The 15,203-nt window shown below is 74.1% G+C and carries 16 protein-coding genes; 5 read left to right on the forward strand and 11 right to left on the reverse strand.

The features are described 5' to 3' along the window. Nucleotides 1-6: 6 nt before the first annotated feature. Nucleotides 7-459, reverse strand: coding sequence for a MarR family winged helix-turn-helix transcriptional regulator (locus tag FHX73_RS20205; protein ID WP_145906330.1), 453 nt, complete (start codon nt 457-459; stop codon nt 7-9). A 107-nt stretch (nt 460-566) separates the two neighbouring features. On the opposite strand from FHX73_RS20205, the gene FHX73_RS20210 reads away from it, so the two are divergent. Together FHX73_RS20210 and FHX73_RS20215 are read left to right on the forward strand one after the other, a co-directional pair. Beyond that, on the forward strand, nt 567-1,589 hold the full coding sequence (locus FHX73_RS20210) for an NADP-dependent oxidoreductase (RefSeq protein WP_145906331.1): 1,023 nt from the start codon (nt 567-569) through the stop codon (nt 1,587-1,589). Nucleotides 1,590-1,962: 373 nt separating this feature from the next. Then, nucleotides 1,963-2,457, forward strand: coding sequence for a DUF3145 domain-containing protein (locus FHX73_RS20215; protein WP_145906332.1), 495 nt, complete (start codon nt 1,963-1,965; stop codon nt 2,455-2,457). Between the two features lie 80 nt (nt 2,458-2,537). Here FHX73_RS20215 and fabF read toward each other — a convergent pair whose 3' ends face one another. From fabF to FHX73_RS20240, 5 genes are all read right to left on the reverse strand, one after another. Continuing rightward, entirely contained in the window at nt 2,538-3,803 is a 1,266-nt protein-coding gene (gene fabF / locus FHX73_RS20220) for a beta-ketoacyl-ACP synthase II (protein ID WP_145906333.1), read from the reverse strand. A gap of 80 nt (nt 3,804-3,883) precedes the next feature. Then, a complete protein-coding gene (locus FHX73_RS20225) occupies nt 3,884-4,132 on the reverse strand; it encodes an acyl carrier protein (RefSeq protein ID WP_145906334.1) in 249 nt (82 codons plus the stop codon). An 80-nt stretch (nt 4,133-4,212) separates the two neighbouring features. Then, nucleotides 4,213-5,247: a beta-ketoacyl-ACP synthase III gene (locus FHX73_RS20230; protein ID WP_145906335.1), complete on the reverse strand. Its 1,035-nt coding sequence runs from the start codon at nt 5,245-5,247 to the stop codon at nt 4,213-4,215. Beyond that, nucleotides 5,244-6,188: an ACP S-malonyltransferase gene (locus tag FHX73_RS20235; protein ID WP_145906336.1), complete on the reverse strand. Its 945-nt coding sequence runs from the start codon at nt 6,186-6,188 to the stop codon at nt 5,244-5,246. The genes FHX73_RS20230 and FHX73_RS20235 overlap by 4 nt, the downstream gene beginning before the upstream one ends. Nucleotides 6,189-6,283: 95 nt before the next feature. Continuing rightward, entirely contained in the window at nt 6,284-7,432 is a 1,149-nt protein-coding gene (locus FHX73_RS20240; RefSeq protein WP_145908408.1) for a PucR family transcriptional regulator, read from the reverse strand. A 351-nt stretch (nt 7,433-7,783) separates the two neighbouring features. Here FHX73_RS20240 and FHX73_RS20245 point away from each other — a divergent pair, with 351 nt between their 5' ends. Continuing rightward, complete coding sequence (locus FHX73_RS20245) at nt 7,784-8,479, forward strand: pirin family protein (protein ID WP_246213609.1); 696 nt, start codon at nt 7,784-7,786, stop codon at nt 8,477-8,479. Here FHX73_RS20245 and FHX73_RS20250 read toward each other — a convergent pair. Both FHX73_RS20250 and FHX73_RS20255 read right to left on the reverse strand, forming a co-directional pair. Next, on the reverse strand, nt 8,470-9,270 hold the full coding sequence (locus FHX73_RS20250; RefSeq protein ID WP_246213610.1) for a phytanoyl-CoA dioxygenase family protein: 801 nt from the start codon (nt 9,268-9,270) through the stop codon (nt 8,470-8,472). The two genes, FHX73_RS20245 and FHX73_RS20250, sit on opposite strands and share 10 nt — an antisense overlap. 58 nt (nt 9,271-9,328) lie before the next feature. Continuing rightward, entirely contained in the window at nt 9,329-10,114 is a 786-nt protein-coding gene (locus FHX73_RS20255) for an alpha/beta fold hydrolase (RefSeq protein WP_170304975.1), read from the reverse strand. Between the two features lie 198 nt (nt 10,115-10,312). On the opposite strand from FHX73_RS20255, the gene FHX73_RS20260 reads away from it, so the two are divergent. Further along, the gene (locus FHX73_RS20260) at nt 10,313-11,152 is read left to right on the forward strand and encodes an imine reductase family protein (protein WP_145908411.1); all 840 of its coding nucleotides are present in this window, start codon (nt 10,313-10,315) and stop codon (nt 11,150-11,152) included. Nucleotides 11,153-11,163: 11 nt separating this feature from the next. On the opposite strand, the gene FHX73_RS20265 is transcribed toward FHX73_RS20260, so the two are convergent. After that, the gene (locus FHX73_RS20265; protein WP_145906338.1) at nt 11,164-12,126 is read right to left on the reverse strand and encodes a hypothetical protein; all 963 of its coding nucleotides are present in this window, start codon (nt 12,124-12,126) and stop codon (nt 11,164-11,166) included. Nucleotides 12,127-12,241: 115 nt separating this feature from the next. Beyond that, nucleotides 12,242-13,027 (reverse strand): helix-turn-helix domain-containing protein, encoded by a 786-nt coding sequence (locus FHX73_RS20270; RefSeq protein WP_145906339.1) that lies wholly within the window; start codon nt 13,025-13,027, stop codon nt 12,242-12,244. 122 nt (nt 13,028-13,149) lie between these two features. Here FHX73_RS20270 and FHX73_RS20275 point away from each other — a divergent pair, with 122 nt between their 5' ends. After that, nucleotides 13,150-14,163 carry a zinc-dependent alcohol dehydrogenase family protein gene (locus FHX73_RS20275; protein ID WP_145906340.1) on the forward strand — a complete coding sequence of 338 codons (1,014 nt, stop codon included), beginning with the start codon at nt 13,150-13,152 and terminating at the stop codon, nt 14,161-14,163. A 22-nt stretch (nt 14,164-14,185) separates the two neighbouring features. Here the strand turns inward: FHX73_RS20275 and FHX73_RS20280 are convergent, their stop codons facing one another. Then, nucleotides 14,186-15,019, reverse strand: coding sequence for a serine hydrolase domain-containing protein (locus FHX73_RS20280; RefSeq protein ID WP_145906341.1), 834 nt, complete (start codon nt 15,017-15,019; stop codon nt 14,186-14,188). Nucleotides 15,020-15,203: the final 184 nt, after the last annotated feature.

The raw sequence follows: 15,203 nt of genomic DNA on the forward strand, positions 1-15,203 counted from the left end.
GGCGTCCTAGGCCTGGGCGTGCTGGAGCATCCGGCGCAGCAGGTCGCGCAGGGTCTCGCGCTCCGCGGGGTCCAGCGCGGCGAGCGGCTCGCGGGCGAAGTTGAGCGACTCGCGCAGCTCGGCGGTGGCGGCCTGGCCGGCCTCGGTGGCGGCGACCAGCTTGACCCGGCGGTCCTGCGGGTCGGCCTCCCGGGTGACGAAGCCGCGGCCCTCCAGCCGGTCGACTATGCCGGTGATGTTGGAGGGCTCGCAGCTGAGCGTCTGGGCGATCTGCCGCATCGGCAGCGGCCCGCGGCGCAGCAGCGCGAGCACCTTGGCCTGGGCGCCGGTGAGCGAGCGGGCGGCGGCGGCCTCCTCGTACTCGCGGTGGAAGATGGCCACCAGACCGGCCATCAGATCGACCACGTCCCGGGTGAGCTGGTCGTCCGGAGCGGTCTGCGGGGCGGGCTGGGTCTCCATGCCCGCCAGGGTACCTGAACATTTGACATGCTGAACCTTTCAGGTCCAGTGTTTGGTTCACCTGGTCAACCTTTCAGGTGACCCCGCCCACGCTGAAGGAGCACCCCATGGCCGAGCAGCCGCTGCCCGCCACCGCCCGCGAGTGGCACCTCAAGGCCCGACCCAACGGCTGGCCGGTCGCCTCCGACGCCGAGCTGGTCGAGGCGCCGGTCCGGGCCCCGGAGCCGGGCGAGCTGGTGGTCCGCAACGCCTACCTGTCGGTGGACCCCTACATGCGCGGCCGGATGAACGACGTGAAGTCCTACGTCCCGCCGTTCCAGCTGGACCGGCCGATGGACGGCGGCGCGGTCGGCTACGTGGTCGCCTCCGCGGCCGAGGGCTTCGAGGTCGGCGACGCGGTGCTGCACGGCCAGGGCTGGCGCGAGTACGCCACGCTGCGGGCGGCGCACGCGGTCAAGGTGGACGGCGCCAAGGTGCCGCTCTCCTACTACCTCGGCGTGCTCGGCATGCCCGGCCTGACCGCCTACGCCGGCCTGCTCGCGGTCGGCGCGCTGCAGCCGGGCGAGACGGTCTTCGTCTCCGGCGCGGCCGGCGCGGTCGGCTCGCTGGTCGGCCAGATCGCCAAGCTGAAGGGCGCCGGCCGGGTGGTCGGCTCGGCCGGCTCGGCGGCCAAGGTGGCCACCCTGCTGGACGAGTACGGCTTCGACGCGGCCTTCAACTACAAGGACGCGCCGGTTGCCGAGCAGCTGGCCGCCGCCGCGCCGGAGGGCATCGACGTCTACTTCGACAACGTCGGCGGCGACCACCTGGAGGCCGCGATCGGCGCGCTCAAGGTGCGCGGCCGGGCGGTGCTCTGCGGCGCCATCGCGCAGTACAACGAGACCGGCGCGCCGGTCGGCCCGCGCAACCTGGCGCTGGCCATCGGCAAGCGGCTGCGGCTTGAGGGCATGCTGGTCAACGACCACCAGGGGCTGCAGGCGGAGTTCACCGAAGAGGTGGCCGGCTGGCTGGCGGACGGCCGGCTGGGCTACCGGGAGACCGTGGTGGAGGGCGTGGAGCACACCATGGACGCCTTCGTCGGCCTGCTGCGCGGCGAGAACACCGGCAAGATGGTGGTCAAGCTGGCCTGACCGTCCGTCAGCGGGCGCGCCCCGGCGGAGGATCGTCCTGCGTCGGGGCGCGCGGCGTTGTCGCGCGCGACCCCTGATGGGCCGTCACCTCTGCATCCGAGCAATCGTCAGACCCCGTCCGGCGCACCGCGATAGCGTGACCGCACCGCCCGATGGGGCCGTTCGGGGGAGAGATCCCGATCAGGGGTAGACCTCACCGGCGAACTGACTAACATGGGGTGAAGCCTGTCCGATTTGCTCAAGTTAGTCACTTAATGTCGATTAACCTGAACAGAAACCGGGCAGGGATCGAGCCAAGTGGCGCCCAGGACCGACGGCCACCGGCACGAGGCAGCTGGGGAAGGCGACCCTCGTCCACAGCCTGGAGGTCCCGGTGACGACACGTGGAGTCCTGTACATCCACTCCGCGCCCCGCGCGCTGTGCCCGCACGTCGAATGGGCGGTGGCGGGCGTACTAGGCGTGCGGGTGAACCTTGACTGGATCCGCCAGCCGGCCGCGCCCGGCCAGTGGCGCTCCGAACTGTCCTGGCAGGGGGAGGTGGGCACCGCCTCCAAGCTGGCCTCCGCGCTGCGCGGTTGGCAGCTGATGCGCTACGAGGTGACCAGCGAGCCCTGCTCCACCGCCGAGGGCGAGCGTTACTCCAGCACCCCGGGCCTGGGCATCTTCCACGCCGTCACCGGCATCCACGGGGACATCCTGATCCCCGAGGACCGGCTGCGCGCGGTGCTGCTGCGCTCCCGCAGCGAGGGCGCCGACCTGGAGGCCGAGCTGCACCGGCTGCTCGGCAAGCCCTGGGACGACGAGCTGGAGCCGTTCCGCTACGCCGGCGAGGGCGCTCCGGTGCGCTGGCTGCACCAGGTGGTCTGACCGGCCGTCACCGAACGCCGCAGGGCCTCCCGGAGACTCCGGCAGGCCCTGCGGCGGACGGTGCGTCAGGCGGCGGCGCGTCAGACGGTGCGGAAGGCCAGCACCACGTTGTGGCCGCCGAAGCCGAAGGAGTTGTTCAGCGCGGCGATCCGGCCCTCGGGCAGCGCACGCGGCTCGAACCGGACCACGTCCGCGTCCACCTCGTCGTCCAGGTCGTCCACGTTGATCGTGGGCGGGGCCTGGCGGTGGTAGAGGGCCAGCACGGTGGCGACGGTCTCGATGCCGCCGGCGCCGCCCAGCAGGTGGCCGGTCATCGACTTGGTCGCGGAGATCGCCACGTGGTTCAGGTGCTCGCCGAGCTCCTTGCGCAGCGCCTTGATCTCGGCCACGTCGCCCTGCGGGGTGGAGGTGGCGTGCGCGTTCACGTGCACCACCTCGGCCTTGTCCAGGTCGTTGTTGGCGAACAGCTGGGCCAGCGCGCGGGCCACGCCGGAACCGGTCGGCTCGGGCTGGGCGATGTGGTGGGCGTCCGAGGACAGACCCTGGCCGACCGCCTCGCAGTAGACCCGGGCACCGCGCTTGGCGGCGTGCTCGGCCGACTCCAGGACGACCACGCCGGCGCCCTCGCCGAGCACGAAGCCGTCGCGGGCCTTGTCGTACGGACGGGAGGCGTGCTCCGGCTCCTCGTTCCGCTTGGACATCGCCATCATGTTGGAGAAGGCCACGATCGGCAGCGGGTGGATCGCGGCCTCGGTGCCGCCGGCCACCACGACGTCGGCGCGACCGCTGCGGATCATCTCGATCGCGTAGCCGATCGCCTCGGCGCCGGAGGCACAGGCGGAGACGGGGGTGTGCACACCGGCCTGCGCGCCGACCTCGATGCCCACGTTGGCGGACGGGCTGTTCGGCATCAGCATCGGCACGGTGTGCGGGGAGACCTTGCGGACGCCCTGCTCGCGCAGCACGTCGTACTGGTCCAGCAGGGTGGTGACGCCGCCGATGCCGGAGGCGATCACCGAGCCGAGCCGCTCGGGGTCGAGGGGGGAGCCCTCGGCGGTGGCGGCCTGCTCGAAGCCCGCGTCGGCCCAGGCCTCGCGGGCGGCGATCAGTGCGAACTGCGCCGAGCGGTCGAGCTTGCGCAGCAGCGGGCGGGGCAGCACCTCGCCCGGCTCGACCGCGGCGCGGGCCGCGATCCGCACGGGCAGGTCCTGCGCCCAGTCCTCCTCCAGCCGGCGCACGCCGGAGCGGCCGGCCAGCAGCCCCTCCCAGGACGACGCGGCGTCACCGCCCAGCGGCGTGAAGGCGCCGATACCCGTGACTACCACGGTGCGGGTTTCAGTGGTCACTGGTTGTCTTCTCTCAACGTGTGCGGTGCGGGGGAGGGGGAGCCGGCGGGGCGGACGGACCGCCCCGCCGGCAGGGTGTGTCAGGCCTCGGCGTTGGTGAGGATGTAGTTCACCGCGTCGCCGACGGTCTTCAGGTTCTTGACCTCGTCGTCCGGGATCTTGACGTCGAAGCGCTCCTCGGCGGCCACGACGACCTCGACCATGGAGAGCGAGTCGACGTCGAGGTCGTCGGTGAAGGACTTCTCGAGGGCCACGTCCTCCTGCGGGATGCCGGCGATCTCGTTGACGATCTCGGCGAGACCTTCCAGGACCTCGGTCTGGGTAGCCATCTTGGCTGCTCCTCATCGGTGTGGGCGGCGCTCCGCGGGGTGCGGTGCGCCGTTTGACGGTGGTTAAGGCGTTTGTGTGCCTAGGGGAGGGTAACGACTGCCGCGGCGTAGACCAGACCCGCCCCGAAGCCGATGATCAGGGCGAGGTCGCCGCTCTTGGCCTCGCCGGTCTGCAGCATCCGCTCCATGGCCAGCGGGATGGATGCCGCGGAGGTGTTGCCGGTCTCCGCGATGTCCCGGGCCACCGGCACCGAGGCCGGCAGCTTCAGGGCCTTGATCATCGCGTCGGTGATCCGCATGTTGGCCTGGTGCGGGATGAACGCGCCGAGCTGATCGGCCGTCACCCCGGCGGCGTCCAGCGCCTGCTGGGCCACCTTGGCCATCTCCCAGACCGCCCAGCGGAAGACCGGCTGGCCGTCCATCCGCAGCGCGGGCCAGTGCGGTTCGGCGCCCTCGGTGCCGTTGATCGCGTCCGGCTTGGCGAAGGCGGTGTCCCAGGCCTCGGTCTGGGTGATCAGGTCCTTCTGGGTGGCGTCGGAACCCCACACCACCTTGCCGATCCCGGGCGTGTCGGACGGGCCCACCACGGCCGCGCCGGCACCGTCACCGAAGATGAAGGCGGTCGAGCGGTCGTGGATGTCGGTGAGGTCGCTGAGCCGCTCCACGCCGATCACCAGCACGTACTCGGCGCTGCCGCCGCGGATCATGCCGTCGGCCAGGTTCAGGCCGTAGCCGAAGCCGGCGCAGGCGGCCGAGATGTCGAAGGCCGGTGCGGTCGGGCAGCCCAGCTTCAGCGCGATCTCGGTGGCCACCGCGGGGGTCTGCTTGAAGTGCGAGACGGTCGCGACGACCACCGCGCCGATCTGCTCGGGGTCGATCCCGGCCTGGGCGATCGCCTTGCCGGCGGCCTGCACCGACATCTCGGTGACCGACTCCTCCGGGCCGGCCCAGCGGCGCTCGGTGATGCCGGAGCGGGTGCGGATCCACTCGTCCGAGGACTCGATCCACTCCAGCACCTCGGTGTTCGGGATCACCCGGACCGGGCGGTAGCCGCCGACCCCGTGGATCCGGGAGTAGCTGGCCCCGGTAGCGGGGCGGATCTGGGGGGCGGTCATCCGTTGGTCTCCTCGGTGGCGTGCTCGGCGATCAGCTCCCGGGCCTTCTCCAGGTCGGCCGGCGTCTTCAGGGCCAGCGTCGCCACGCCCTTCACGTTGCGCTTGAGCAGGGCGGTCAGCGTGCCGGCCGGGGCCAGCTCGATCACGCAGGTCGCGCCCAGGCGGGCGATGGTCTCCATGCAGAGGTCCCAGCGCACCGGGTTGGCCACCTGGGTGACCAGCCGGTCGAGCACCTCGGCGCCGCTGGTGACCACCTCGCCGTCCTTGTTGGACAGCAGGCTCAACCGCGGGTCGGAGACCTTCAGCGAGGGCGCCAGCTCGGCCAGCCGGGTCACGCCCGGGGCCATGTACTCGGTGTGGAAGGCGCCGGCCACCTTGAGGGCGACCAGCTTCGCCTTGGCCGGCGGGTCGGCCCGCAGCGCCTCCAGCGCCTCCAGCGAGCCTGCCGCGACCAGCTGGCCGCCGCCGTTGTTGTTGGCCGCGACCAGGCCGTGCTCGGCCAGCTTGGCCGCGACCTCCTCGGGGTCGCCGCCCAGCACCGCGATCATGCCGGTCTCGGTGGCCGCCGCGGCGGCGGCCATCGCCCGGCCGCGCTCGCGCACGAAGGTGAGGGCGTCGGTGGCGCCGAACACCCCGGCGCCGGCGGCGGCGGTGATCTCACCGACGCTGTGACCGGCCACCGCGCCGACCAGCCGGCGGGCCTGCTCCTCGTCCGGGAAGAGCTCCCGGGCGGTCATCAGACCGGTGGCGACCAGCAGCGGTTGGGCGACCGCGGTGTCCTTGATCTCTTCGGCCGAGGCCTCGGTGCCGTAGTGCACGAGGTCGATCCCGGCCGCGTCCTGCCAGCCGCGCAGCCGGTCGGCCACGCCGTCCAGTTCGAGCCAGGGGGAGAGCATTCCGGGGGACTGAGCACCTTGTCCAGGGGCGACGATAACGAGCACGGTTCAACCCTCTCTCGCCGGACGCCCGTGGGCGGGTAGGCGACGGTAACGAAGAAAAGCACCTCGGATTGTGGGGTCCCTACAGGGCGGCTGAATCAGTCCGCGGTGGACTCCAGGCGACCGAGGGCCAGTGCGATACGCAGCGTAAAGGCGGAACGCACGTCCGAGGGAGCGTAGCCAGTGACGTCTGTCACACGACGCAGCCGATAGCGCACGGTGTTGGGATGGACGAAGAGCATCCGGGCGGCGCCCTCCAGGGAGGAGGCCTGCTCCAGGTAGACACTCAGCGTCTCCAGGAGTGCCGAGCCGGCCTCGTCCAGCGGTGTGTAGATCTCCTCCACCAACTGACGACGGGCCACCTGATCCCCCGCCAGCGCCCGCTCCGGCAGCAGGTCGTCCGCGAGCACCGGGCGCGGGGCGTCCGGCCAGGCGGCGCACGCCTTCAGGCCGGTCGCGGCGGCGTGCGCCGAGCGGGTCGCGGAGAGCAGGTCGCCGACGGTCGGGCCGACCACCACCGGGCCGGGCGCGAACTGGCCGATCAGCGCCCGGGCCGCGTGCACCGGCTCCTTGTCGCCGCCGACCACCACCACCAGCCGCTTGCCGAGCACACCGGTGAGCACGTGCAGCCGGGCGTACCGGGCGGCCCGGCGGATCGCCTCCACCACGGCCTCGCTGTCGCCGTCCGGCGCACTGCCCATCACCACCCGGACCTGGCTGGGCTGGCCCCAGCCGAGCGCGGCGGCGCGGGAGAGCACACCCTCGTCGGCGTCCCCGGACAGCAGGGAGTTGACCACCAGGGCTTCGAGCCGCGCGTCCCAGGCGCCGCGGGCCTCGGCGGCCTGGGCGTAGACCTGGGCGGTGGCGAAGGCGATCTCCCGGGCGTAGACGAGCACCGACTGGCGCATGCCGTCCTCGTCGCCGGGCGCGGCGACCTCCGGGATCGCCTCCTCCATCACCTCGATGGTGGTGCGGATCAGCTCCACGGTCTGGCGCAGGGTGATCGCCCGGGTCAGCTCGCGCGGGGCGGTGCCGAAGACGTCGGTGCTGATCGCCTGCGGGGCCTCCGGGTGGCGGTACCACTCGGTGAAGGCGGCGATGCCCGCCTGCGCCACCAGGCCGATCCAGGAGCGGTGCTCCGGCGGCATCCGGCGGTACCAGCCCAACTGGTCGTCCATGCGGGCGATCGCGGCCGTGGCGAGCTTGCCGGACGCCTTCTCCAGCCGCTTCAGGGTGGCCGAGCGCAGCTCGGCGCGTTCGGCGGCGAGTTTGCGTTCGACGGCGGTGCCGCCGGAGGTGGCGGTCTGGCGGACCCGGCGCTGGGCGGCGGCGGACGGCCGGGCCGGCTTGTCGGCGGCGGGCTTCTCGGCTGCCGTTCGGTCGGGCGACGGCCTGTCGGACGCGGCCTTCGCGGCCGCGGCCTTCACGGTTGGATCAGAGGGGTCGGGCACAGGGACAAGACTGCCTCACCGCGCGCGGTGCCTGCGCACGCCCCCCGCAGCTCTGCCGCTACGGTGGGTCAGGTGACCGACCCTGCGCGCCCACGGGCCGACCTGCGCCGTACCGCTGAACGGTATACCTCCGAGCCGAGCGCCGGAGTGCTGACCCGGCACGCCTTCTCCTTCTCCGGCCACTACGACCCGAAGAACCTGCACTTCGGCGCGCTGCTGGCGTGCAACGAGGAGACCCTGGCGCCGGGCGCGGGCTTCGACGAACACCGGCACCGGGACACCGAGATCCTCACCTGGGTGCTGGAGGGCGCACTCGCCCACCGCGACACCGAGGGGCACGCCGGGGTGGTGCGCCCCGGCATGGTGCAGCACCTGAGCGCCGGTTCGGGCGTCGCGCACACCGAGCGCAACGTCGCCGGGGCCGACGTCCCGGTGCGGTTCGTGCAGATGTGGCTGCAGCCGGACGTCTTCGGCACCGACCCCGCCTACGGGCTGCGCCGGGTGCCGGCCGGCCCCGGGCTGACCCTGCTGGCCTCCGGGCTGGTCCGCGACGCCGACACCGAGGCGCTGCGGCTGCGCCGTTCGGACGCGGCGCTCTGGCTGGCCGAGGCCGGGCCCGGGGAGGCGCTGCCCGACCTGCCCGAAGCGCCCTTCCGGTACGCCCACCTGACGGCGGGTTCGCTCGGCTACCGCACCCTGCCCGGCCCGCGCGGACAGGGCCGCTCGCTCGCCCCGGGCGACAGCGTGCGGATCACCGGGGAGGCGTTCGCCGCGCCGGTCGCGGGGGAGCAGGGCGCCCAACTGCTGCTCTGGGAGATGCACTCCGGGCTGCGCTACGGGTGAACCGGCCGCCCCAGGCCCAGCAGCACGGCGCGCTCGACCGGGGAGTAGGCGCCGTCCGGCCGGTCCAGCTCCAGCGGGCCGGCCGAGTACAGCGGCGGCTGGGCGATGAACCGCGCGGTGCTGCCCCGGTTGGGCTGGGCCGCGTGGACCAGGAACGGGTGGCAGAGGTAGACGTCGCCGGCCTCGCCGGTGGCCAGCACGGTGGGCCGCTCGGGGGAGTCCAGCACGCCGTCCCGGTCCATCCGGCCGCAGAGCTCGAAGCCGTCGACGCCCGCCTCGCCGAACGGCTCCAGGTAGCGCGGCACGTCCAGGTGCGAGCCGGCCTTGATCCGGGTCGGGCCGTGCGCCTCGTCCACGTCGGAGAAGAGGAAGAGCATCAGCAGTGCCCGCTCCCGGGAGCGCAGGTTGAGCCAGTAGCCGCTCTCGCCCTCGGGGGTGTAGCTGGCGTCCATGTGCCAGCCGGTGTCGCCCGGGTCTTCCGGGTGCGGGAACCGGATCGGGAAGGTGCCGAGCCCCGTCCGCGGCACCCAGCGGCCCGGGCCGACCAGTTGGTCGAAGGCCGCGTGCAGCCGCTCGGTGGTCGCGGCCCGCTGGAACGGCTCGGTGCCGTAGCCCCAGAGCCGGACCACCGGCTCGGTCCAGCCGCCCGGGTCGGCCGGGTCGAAGCCGGTCTCCCGCCACAGGAACGCCCGGCACTCCTCGGCCAGCTCGCGGGGGAACGCGGCCGGGAGGCGGACGAAGCCCTCGGTGGTGAACTGCTCGATCTGATCCGGCGTCAGCACGTTTCGCACGTGGAGATTCTGGGCGCGCCGACGCCGGCCGGGCAACCGGGTTTCCCGGCGGGGCGGCCTACTCGGCGGGGCAGCCGGCCCAGAACCGGCCGAGCAGCCGGTTGAACTCCTGCGGCCGGTCCTGGTGCGGCGAGTGGTCGGTGCCCGGCACCAGCACCCGCCGGCCGCCGATCCGCTCGGCCAGGAAGACGCCGAAGGCCAGGAACGCCTCGCCGCTGAACGCCCGGTACTCCGGGGAGGCCGAACTCCAGTCGCCGTTCACCACCAGCTTCGGGTACCCGCCGGCGGCCAGCGGCTCCAGCGGCAGCACGGCCTCCCAGACCACCCGCTCCGCCATCGCCGAGGCGGTCGCGCGCAGCCGCCGCGGGGTGAGCTCCGGCATCGGCAGGCCGTACTCCTCGGTGGAGCGGCGCAGGTACTCCTCGGGGTCCATCGGCTCGCGCGCGGCCCCGAAGGCGGCCCGGAACCGGCCCAGCGCCGCCGCCACCTCGGGTACCTGGTGCTCGGCCGTGGCGAAGCCGGAGGGCTCGACCAGGGTCAGCGAGCGGACCGCCGCCGGGCGCTCGGCGGCGGCCAGCATCACCGCGCCGGTGCCGTAGGAGTGGCCGACCAGGTGGGCGGGGGTGTCGAGCAGGGCGAGCAGGTCGGCGGCGTCCACCTCGTAGTCGCTGCGCTCGGTGTCCGGTGCGCCGCCGAAGCCCCGACGGTCCATCAGCTCCAGCCGGTGGTCGGCGGCGAGCGGGCGCTGCCCGGCGAAGCACTCGGTGCCCCAGGTCATCGTGCCGTGCACCAGGACGACGCGGTCCGTGCCGGAACGCTCCTGCCACACCGTCACGTGCGTCATCGGTCGGGCTCCTCGGTTCGGGCGGTCGCGGTGGAGATCGGTTCGTCCAGCATCCGGACCGCGGGTGGTGCCGGTCAAGTGAATCCGCGAGCCGCGCCGGGCACCCCACGGCGGTTCGCGCCCGGCGCGCCGCCGGTCCGTGCCTACCCTCGTGCCGTGACGACGACTGCGCGGGTGACGGTGATCGGGCTCGGGGCGATGGGTGGCGCGCTGGCGGGCGCCTTCCTGACGGCGGGTCACCCGACCACGGTGTGGAACCGGACGCCGGGCCGGGCCGGCGCGCTCGCCGAGCGCGGCGCGGTGCCGGCCGGCTCGGCCGCCGAGGCGGTGGCCGCGAGCGAGCTGGTGGTGGTCTGCCTGTCCGACCACGAGGCGGTCCGCGAGACGCTCACCCCGCTGGCCGCGCAGCTCGCCGGCCGCACCGTGGTGGACCTGACCTCCGGCTCGCCGCTGGACGCCCGGGACACCGCGGACTGGGCCGACCGGCACGGCGTCGCCCACCTGGACGGGGTGATCATGACGACGCCGCCCGGGATCGGCCGGCCCGAGGTGCTCCAGCTCTACGCGGGCCCCCGCGCGGCCTTCGACTCCGCCCGCCCGGCGCTGGCCGCGCTCGGCGAGCCGCTCCACCTCGGCGAGGACCCGGCGCTGGCCCCGGTCTACGACACCGCGCTGCTCGGCCTGATGTGGGGCACGCTGACCGGTTGGCTGCACGGCGCGGCCCTGCTCGGCGCCGAGGGCCCGGGCGGCGGCGTCCCGGCGACCAGCTTCACCGAGGTGGCCGACCGCTGGCTGACCACGGTGCGCGCGTTCATGCGCGGCTACGCCCCGCAGATCGACGCCGCCCACTACCCCGGCGACGGCTTCCCGCTCAGCCTGCACTCCTCGACCATGGACATCCTGGCCCACGCCAGCGAGTTGCGCGGACTCTCCGCCGACTTCCCGCAGCTGCTGCGGGAGTTGACCACCCGGGCGATCAGCGCCGGGCACGGTGAGGACAGTTGGGCCCGCCTGGTGGAGTTCATCCGCACCACGTGAGCCCGGCCGGGTCAGCGCACGGTGGCGTCCGGGGTCTTGCCGTCCTGGGCCTGCTGGGAGCGGCTGACGAGCAACCGGGCGTACGGGGCCAGGTAGCCGGCGTCGGTCCGGCCGGTGGCGTAGGAGATGTCCAGCACCGTGGTGCCGACCTCGGTGATCACCTCGACCGACTGCGCGGAGGCGTAGGCGACCGAGCGCTCGCCGACGGTCGGGAAGGCGATCGGGCTGGCGCTGGCCGCGCTCTCGCTGGTGCCGGCCGAGAGCAGCGCGTCGTAGACCTGCCGGGCCTGGGCCGAACTGCCGGTCGCGAAGACCGAGAAGCCGATGGCGGTGCCCCCGGGGTCCTTGAAGCTCACGGTGCCGACGTCGGTGATCACCTTGCAGGCGGCCGTCAGCTGCGCGGTGCCGCCTCCGGAGCAGTCCGGGGCGTGCACGTCCGCCGGGTCGTCGCCCGCGCTCCAGCCGTTCGCCGGCAGGTCCGCCAGCACCGGGAGCACCTGCTGGACCTGGGCCTGGCCGAGCGGGGTCGCGTGGTGGCCGGCCAGCTGGTTCGAGCCGAACACCTGGCCGAGCGCGATCAGGCCGCCCACCACGACCAGCACCCCGGCCGCGATGGCGGCGTTGCGCCCGCGCCGACCGGGCGCCGGCACCCGGCCCGCCACCGTGCCGGCGAACTGCGCAGGCGGGACGAACGGGGCCCACCGGGTGCGCAGCGCCTCGGCCAGCAGCGGATCCGAGAGCAGCAGCTCGCCGACCGCGAGGGAGAGGTTGCGCAGGGTCTGCGGGTCGTTCGGCGTGCGGGTCAACTGGTCGGCGGCGGGCGCCCAGCGGGGTTGGGCGAGCAGGCGCTGCCAGGCCTGGCCGAGCAGGTCGGCGCCGAGCACGGCGGCCGGGTTCCCGCCGGTCTGGCCGACCGCCCGCGCGAGCGCCTGGACCACCGCGCCGACCAGGTCCGGACCGCTGCCCGAGGTCATCCGATCCCCCCATCGATGTGACCAGTTGACGAATACTCTGGCCGATTCGGGCCCGGCGCACACCGGTTGTCCCGAACTAGAGACCAAATCGCGACACCGGTCTCCCGGCGGTGCGTCAGTCGTACCGGGCCCGCAGCAGCTCCGCGGTGGCCTCGTCGGCCGGCAGGAAGGCCTCCAGGTGGAGCTCGGCGACCGTCACGTCCGTGGCCGTGGCGAAGGTGGTGAGCGTGGTGAGCAGGCGCAGGTCCCCGGCGGGAGTGCGCAGGTGGAGCGGGACGGCGAAGCCGAGCGGATCGCCCGCGGCGGCCGCGGGCGGCAGCAGGGCGGCCAGCTCGGCGGCCAGCGCGGCGAGTTCGGGGTCCTGCCGGCGGCGGGCCCGGGCGTGCATGTTCTCGGTGATGTGGCGGCCCCAGTCGGCCAGGTTGACCACCCGGCGGGCCATCCCGTCCGGATGCAGGGCGAGCCGGTAGACGTTGACCGGAGGGCGCAGCAGCTCGGCCGCCGCACCCTCGGTGAGCAGGTCGAACGCCGGGTTGGCGGCGACCAGTTCGCCGTGCGGGCCGGCGATCAGCGCGGGGTAGGGCAGGTGGCCGGCCAGGATCCGGTCCAGCGCCTCGCGCACCGGCCGCAGGATCGGCGCACCCAGCCCGGACTCCGGGTAGCGCGGCGCGTAACCGGCCGAGAGCAGCAGCGCGTTGCGCTCGCGCAGCCCCAACTCCAGCGACTCGGCCAGCCGCAGCACGATCGCCGCTCCGGGGTGCGAGCGGCCGGACTCCATGAAGCTGAGGTGCCGCTGGGTGGTGCCGGCCCGGTCGGCGAGCTCCAGCTGGCTGAGCCGGCGGTTGGCCCGCCAGCGCCGCAGCTCGGCGGGGAAGGCGGCGGTGCTCGTGGTCGTGGTCACCCGAGGAGTTCTAGCGCGTCGCGCGGCCACCGGGCCATTCCCGGCGGGGAATTGCCGCGCCCCGCCCGCCGCGCCGAGGATCCCGTTCGAACCACCGACACCTACCAGGGAGCTGACCCACCGTGCGTTCCTACCACCTGCGGACCCCCGGCGGCCTCGACGGACTGACCGTCAGCGAGCACCCCGTGCCGCGGCCCGGCCCCACCGAGCTGCTGGTCCGGGTCCGGGCCGCCGCGCTCAACCGGCGCGACACGCTCATCCTCGACGACCGCTACCCGCTGCCGTCGCGCCCCGGCGTGATCCCGCTGAGCGACGGCGCGGGGGAGGTGGTGGCGGTGGGCGAGCGGGTCACCCGGTTCCGGGCCGGCGACCGGGTGGTGGGCAGCTACTGGCCCCGCTGGACGGCGGGCCGGCTGCACCAGGGGCTCTACGACCAGCTCGGCAACACCGTGGACGGCCTGCTCACCGAGTACGCCGTGCTCGACCAGGAGTGGGCGGTCGCCGTGCCCGAGTCGCTGAGCTGGGTCGAGGCGGCCACCCTGCCCTGCGCGGCGGTCACCGCCTGGACCTCGCTCACCGGCGGCCGCGGGCTGCGCCCCGGCGCCACCGTGCTGACCCTGGGCAGCGGCGGCGTCTCGCTCTTCGCCCTGCAGCTGGCGAAGGCGATGGGCTGCCGGGTGGTCGTCACCACCACCGACCCGGCGAAGGCCGGGCGCCTGACCGCGCTCGGCGCCGACCTGGTCGTCGACACCGCCGCCGGCCCCGAGTGGAGCGAACGGGTGCGGGAGTTCACCGCCGGCGAGGGCGTCGACCTGGTGGTCGAGACGGTCGGCCCGGTCACCTTCGAGCAGTCGATGCGCGCGGTCGGCCTGTACGGCGAGGTGGTCTTCGTCGGCGGCGGCGCGGCCGAACCCGAGCTGCGGATCCGGGTGGCGACCTACGCCCGCACGATGGCCACCATCCGCCGGGTGTTCGTCGGCAGCCGGGAGGACCTGACCGACCTGGTCCGGGCGGTGGACGCGTTCGGCGTCCGTCCGGTGATCGACTCGGTCTTCCCGTTCGACCGGGCCCGCGAGGCCTACGGCCACTTCCGGGCGGGGCGGACCTTCGGCAAGGTGGTGGTCGAGATCGACTGACGGGCGCCCGGCTGACGGGCCGTCAGCCGCGCAGCCCGGCCAGCACCGCGTCGGTGAAGGCCGGCCAGACCTCGGCCGCCCACGGGCCGAAGGCCCGGTCGGTGAGGGCGGCGCAGGCCACCCCGGCCACCGGGTCCACCCAGAGGAAGGTGCCGGACTGGCCGAAGTGCCCGAAGGTGGTCGGCGCGCTGGTGGCACCGGTCCAGTGCGGGGCCTTGCCGTCGCGGATCTCGAAGCCCAGCCCCCAGTCGTTGGGCTTCTGGTGGCCGAAGCCCGGCAGCACCCCGCTCAGCCCAGGGAAGGCCACCTCCCGGGTGGCGGCGGCCACCGTGGACGGGTGCAGCAGCCGGGGCGCCTGCAGCTCGGCGGCGAACCGGGCCAGGTCGGCCGCGGTGGAGACGCCGCCCGCGCCGGCCGGGGTGCGGTGGCCGGGGTCGATCGCGGTGTCGGCCATGCCGAGCGGGGCGAAGACGGCCTCGGCCGCGTACTTCTCGAACGGGATGCCGGCGGCCGCGGCCAGCGCGTCGGCCAGCGCGTCGAAACCGGCGTTGGAGTAGAGCCGGCGGGTGCCGGGGGCGGCCATCACCCGGGCCTCGTCGAAGCCCAGGCCGGAGGTGTGGGCCAGCAGGTGGCGCACCGTCGAGCCCTCGGGGCCGGCCGGGTCGTCCAGTTCGAAGACGCCCTCCTCGACGGCCACCAGGGCCGCGTAGGCGCTCAGCGGCTTGGTCACCGAGGCGAGCTGGAAGCGGTGCCGCTGCGGCCCGGCCGTTCCCAGCACGGCGCCGTCCGCACCGCGCACCAGCACCGCCGCGGCCGTGTCCACCGGCCAGTCCTCGATCAAGCGCAAGCTCTCCATGGCCAGCACTCTAGACCGACCGGCAAATGGTGGGCGGCGTCGCGGGCCGATAGCTCTCGCGCCCCCAGCCTTCGGCCGGGAGGTGCCCCCAGGACGGCTTCTCCTCAGTCGCCAATGCTCCGCATGGACTCGCCCCCAGCCTTCGGCCGGGAGGTACCCCCATCGTCGGCGCCGCCCAGACTCG

The sequence above is a fragment of the Kitasatospora viridis genome, assembly GCF_007829815.1.
Taxonomy (GTDB): Bacteria; Actinomycetota; Actinomycetes; order Streptomycetales; family Streptomycetaceae; genus Kitasatospora; species Kitasatospora viridis.

Coding starts and splice junctions, on each gene's coding strand:
- FHX73_RS20230 (WP_145906335.1), bottom strand. CDS start 5,247: ATGACCGCCCCCCAGATCCGCCCCGCTACCGGGGCCAGCTACTCCCGG.
- FHX73_RS20255 (WP_170304975.1), bottom strand. CDS start 10,114: ATGACGCACGTGACGGTGTGGCAGGAGCGTTCCGGCACGGACCGCGTC.
- FHX73_RS20260 (WP_145908411.1), top strand. CDS start 10,313: ATGGGTGGCGCGCTGGCGGGCGCCTTCCTGACGGCGGGTCACCCGACC.
- FHX73_RS20205 (WP_145906330.1), bottom strand. CDS start 459: ATGGAGACCCAGCCCGCCCCGCAGACCGCTCCGGACGACCAGCTCACC.
- FHX73_RS20280 (WP_145906341.1), bottom strand. CDS start 15,019: ATGGAGAGCTTGCGCTTGATCGAGGACTGGCCGGTGGACACGGCCGCG.
- FHX73_RS20265 (WP_145906338.1), bottom strand. CDS start 12,126: ATGACCTCGGGCAGCGGTCCGGACCTGGTCGGCGCGGTGGTCCAGGCG.
- FHX73_RS20225 (WP_145906334.1), bottom strand. CDS start 4,132: ATGGCTACCCAGACCGAGGTCCTGGAAGGTCTCGCCGAGATCGTCAAC.
- FHX73_RS20210 (WP_145906331.1), top strand. CDS start 567: ATGGCCGAGCAGCCGCTGCCCGCCACCGCCCGCGAGTGGCACCTCAAG.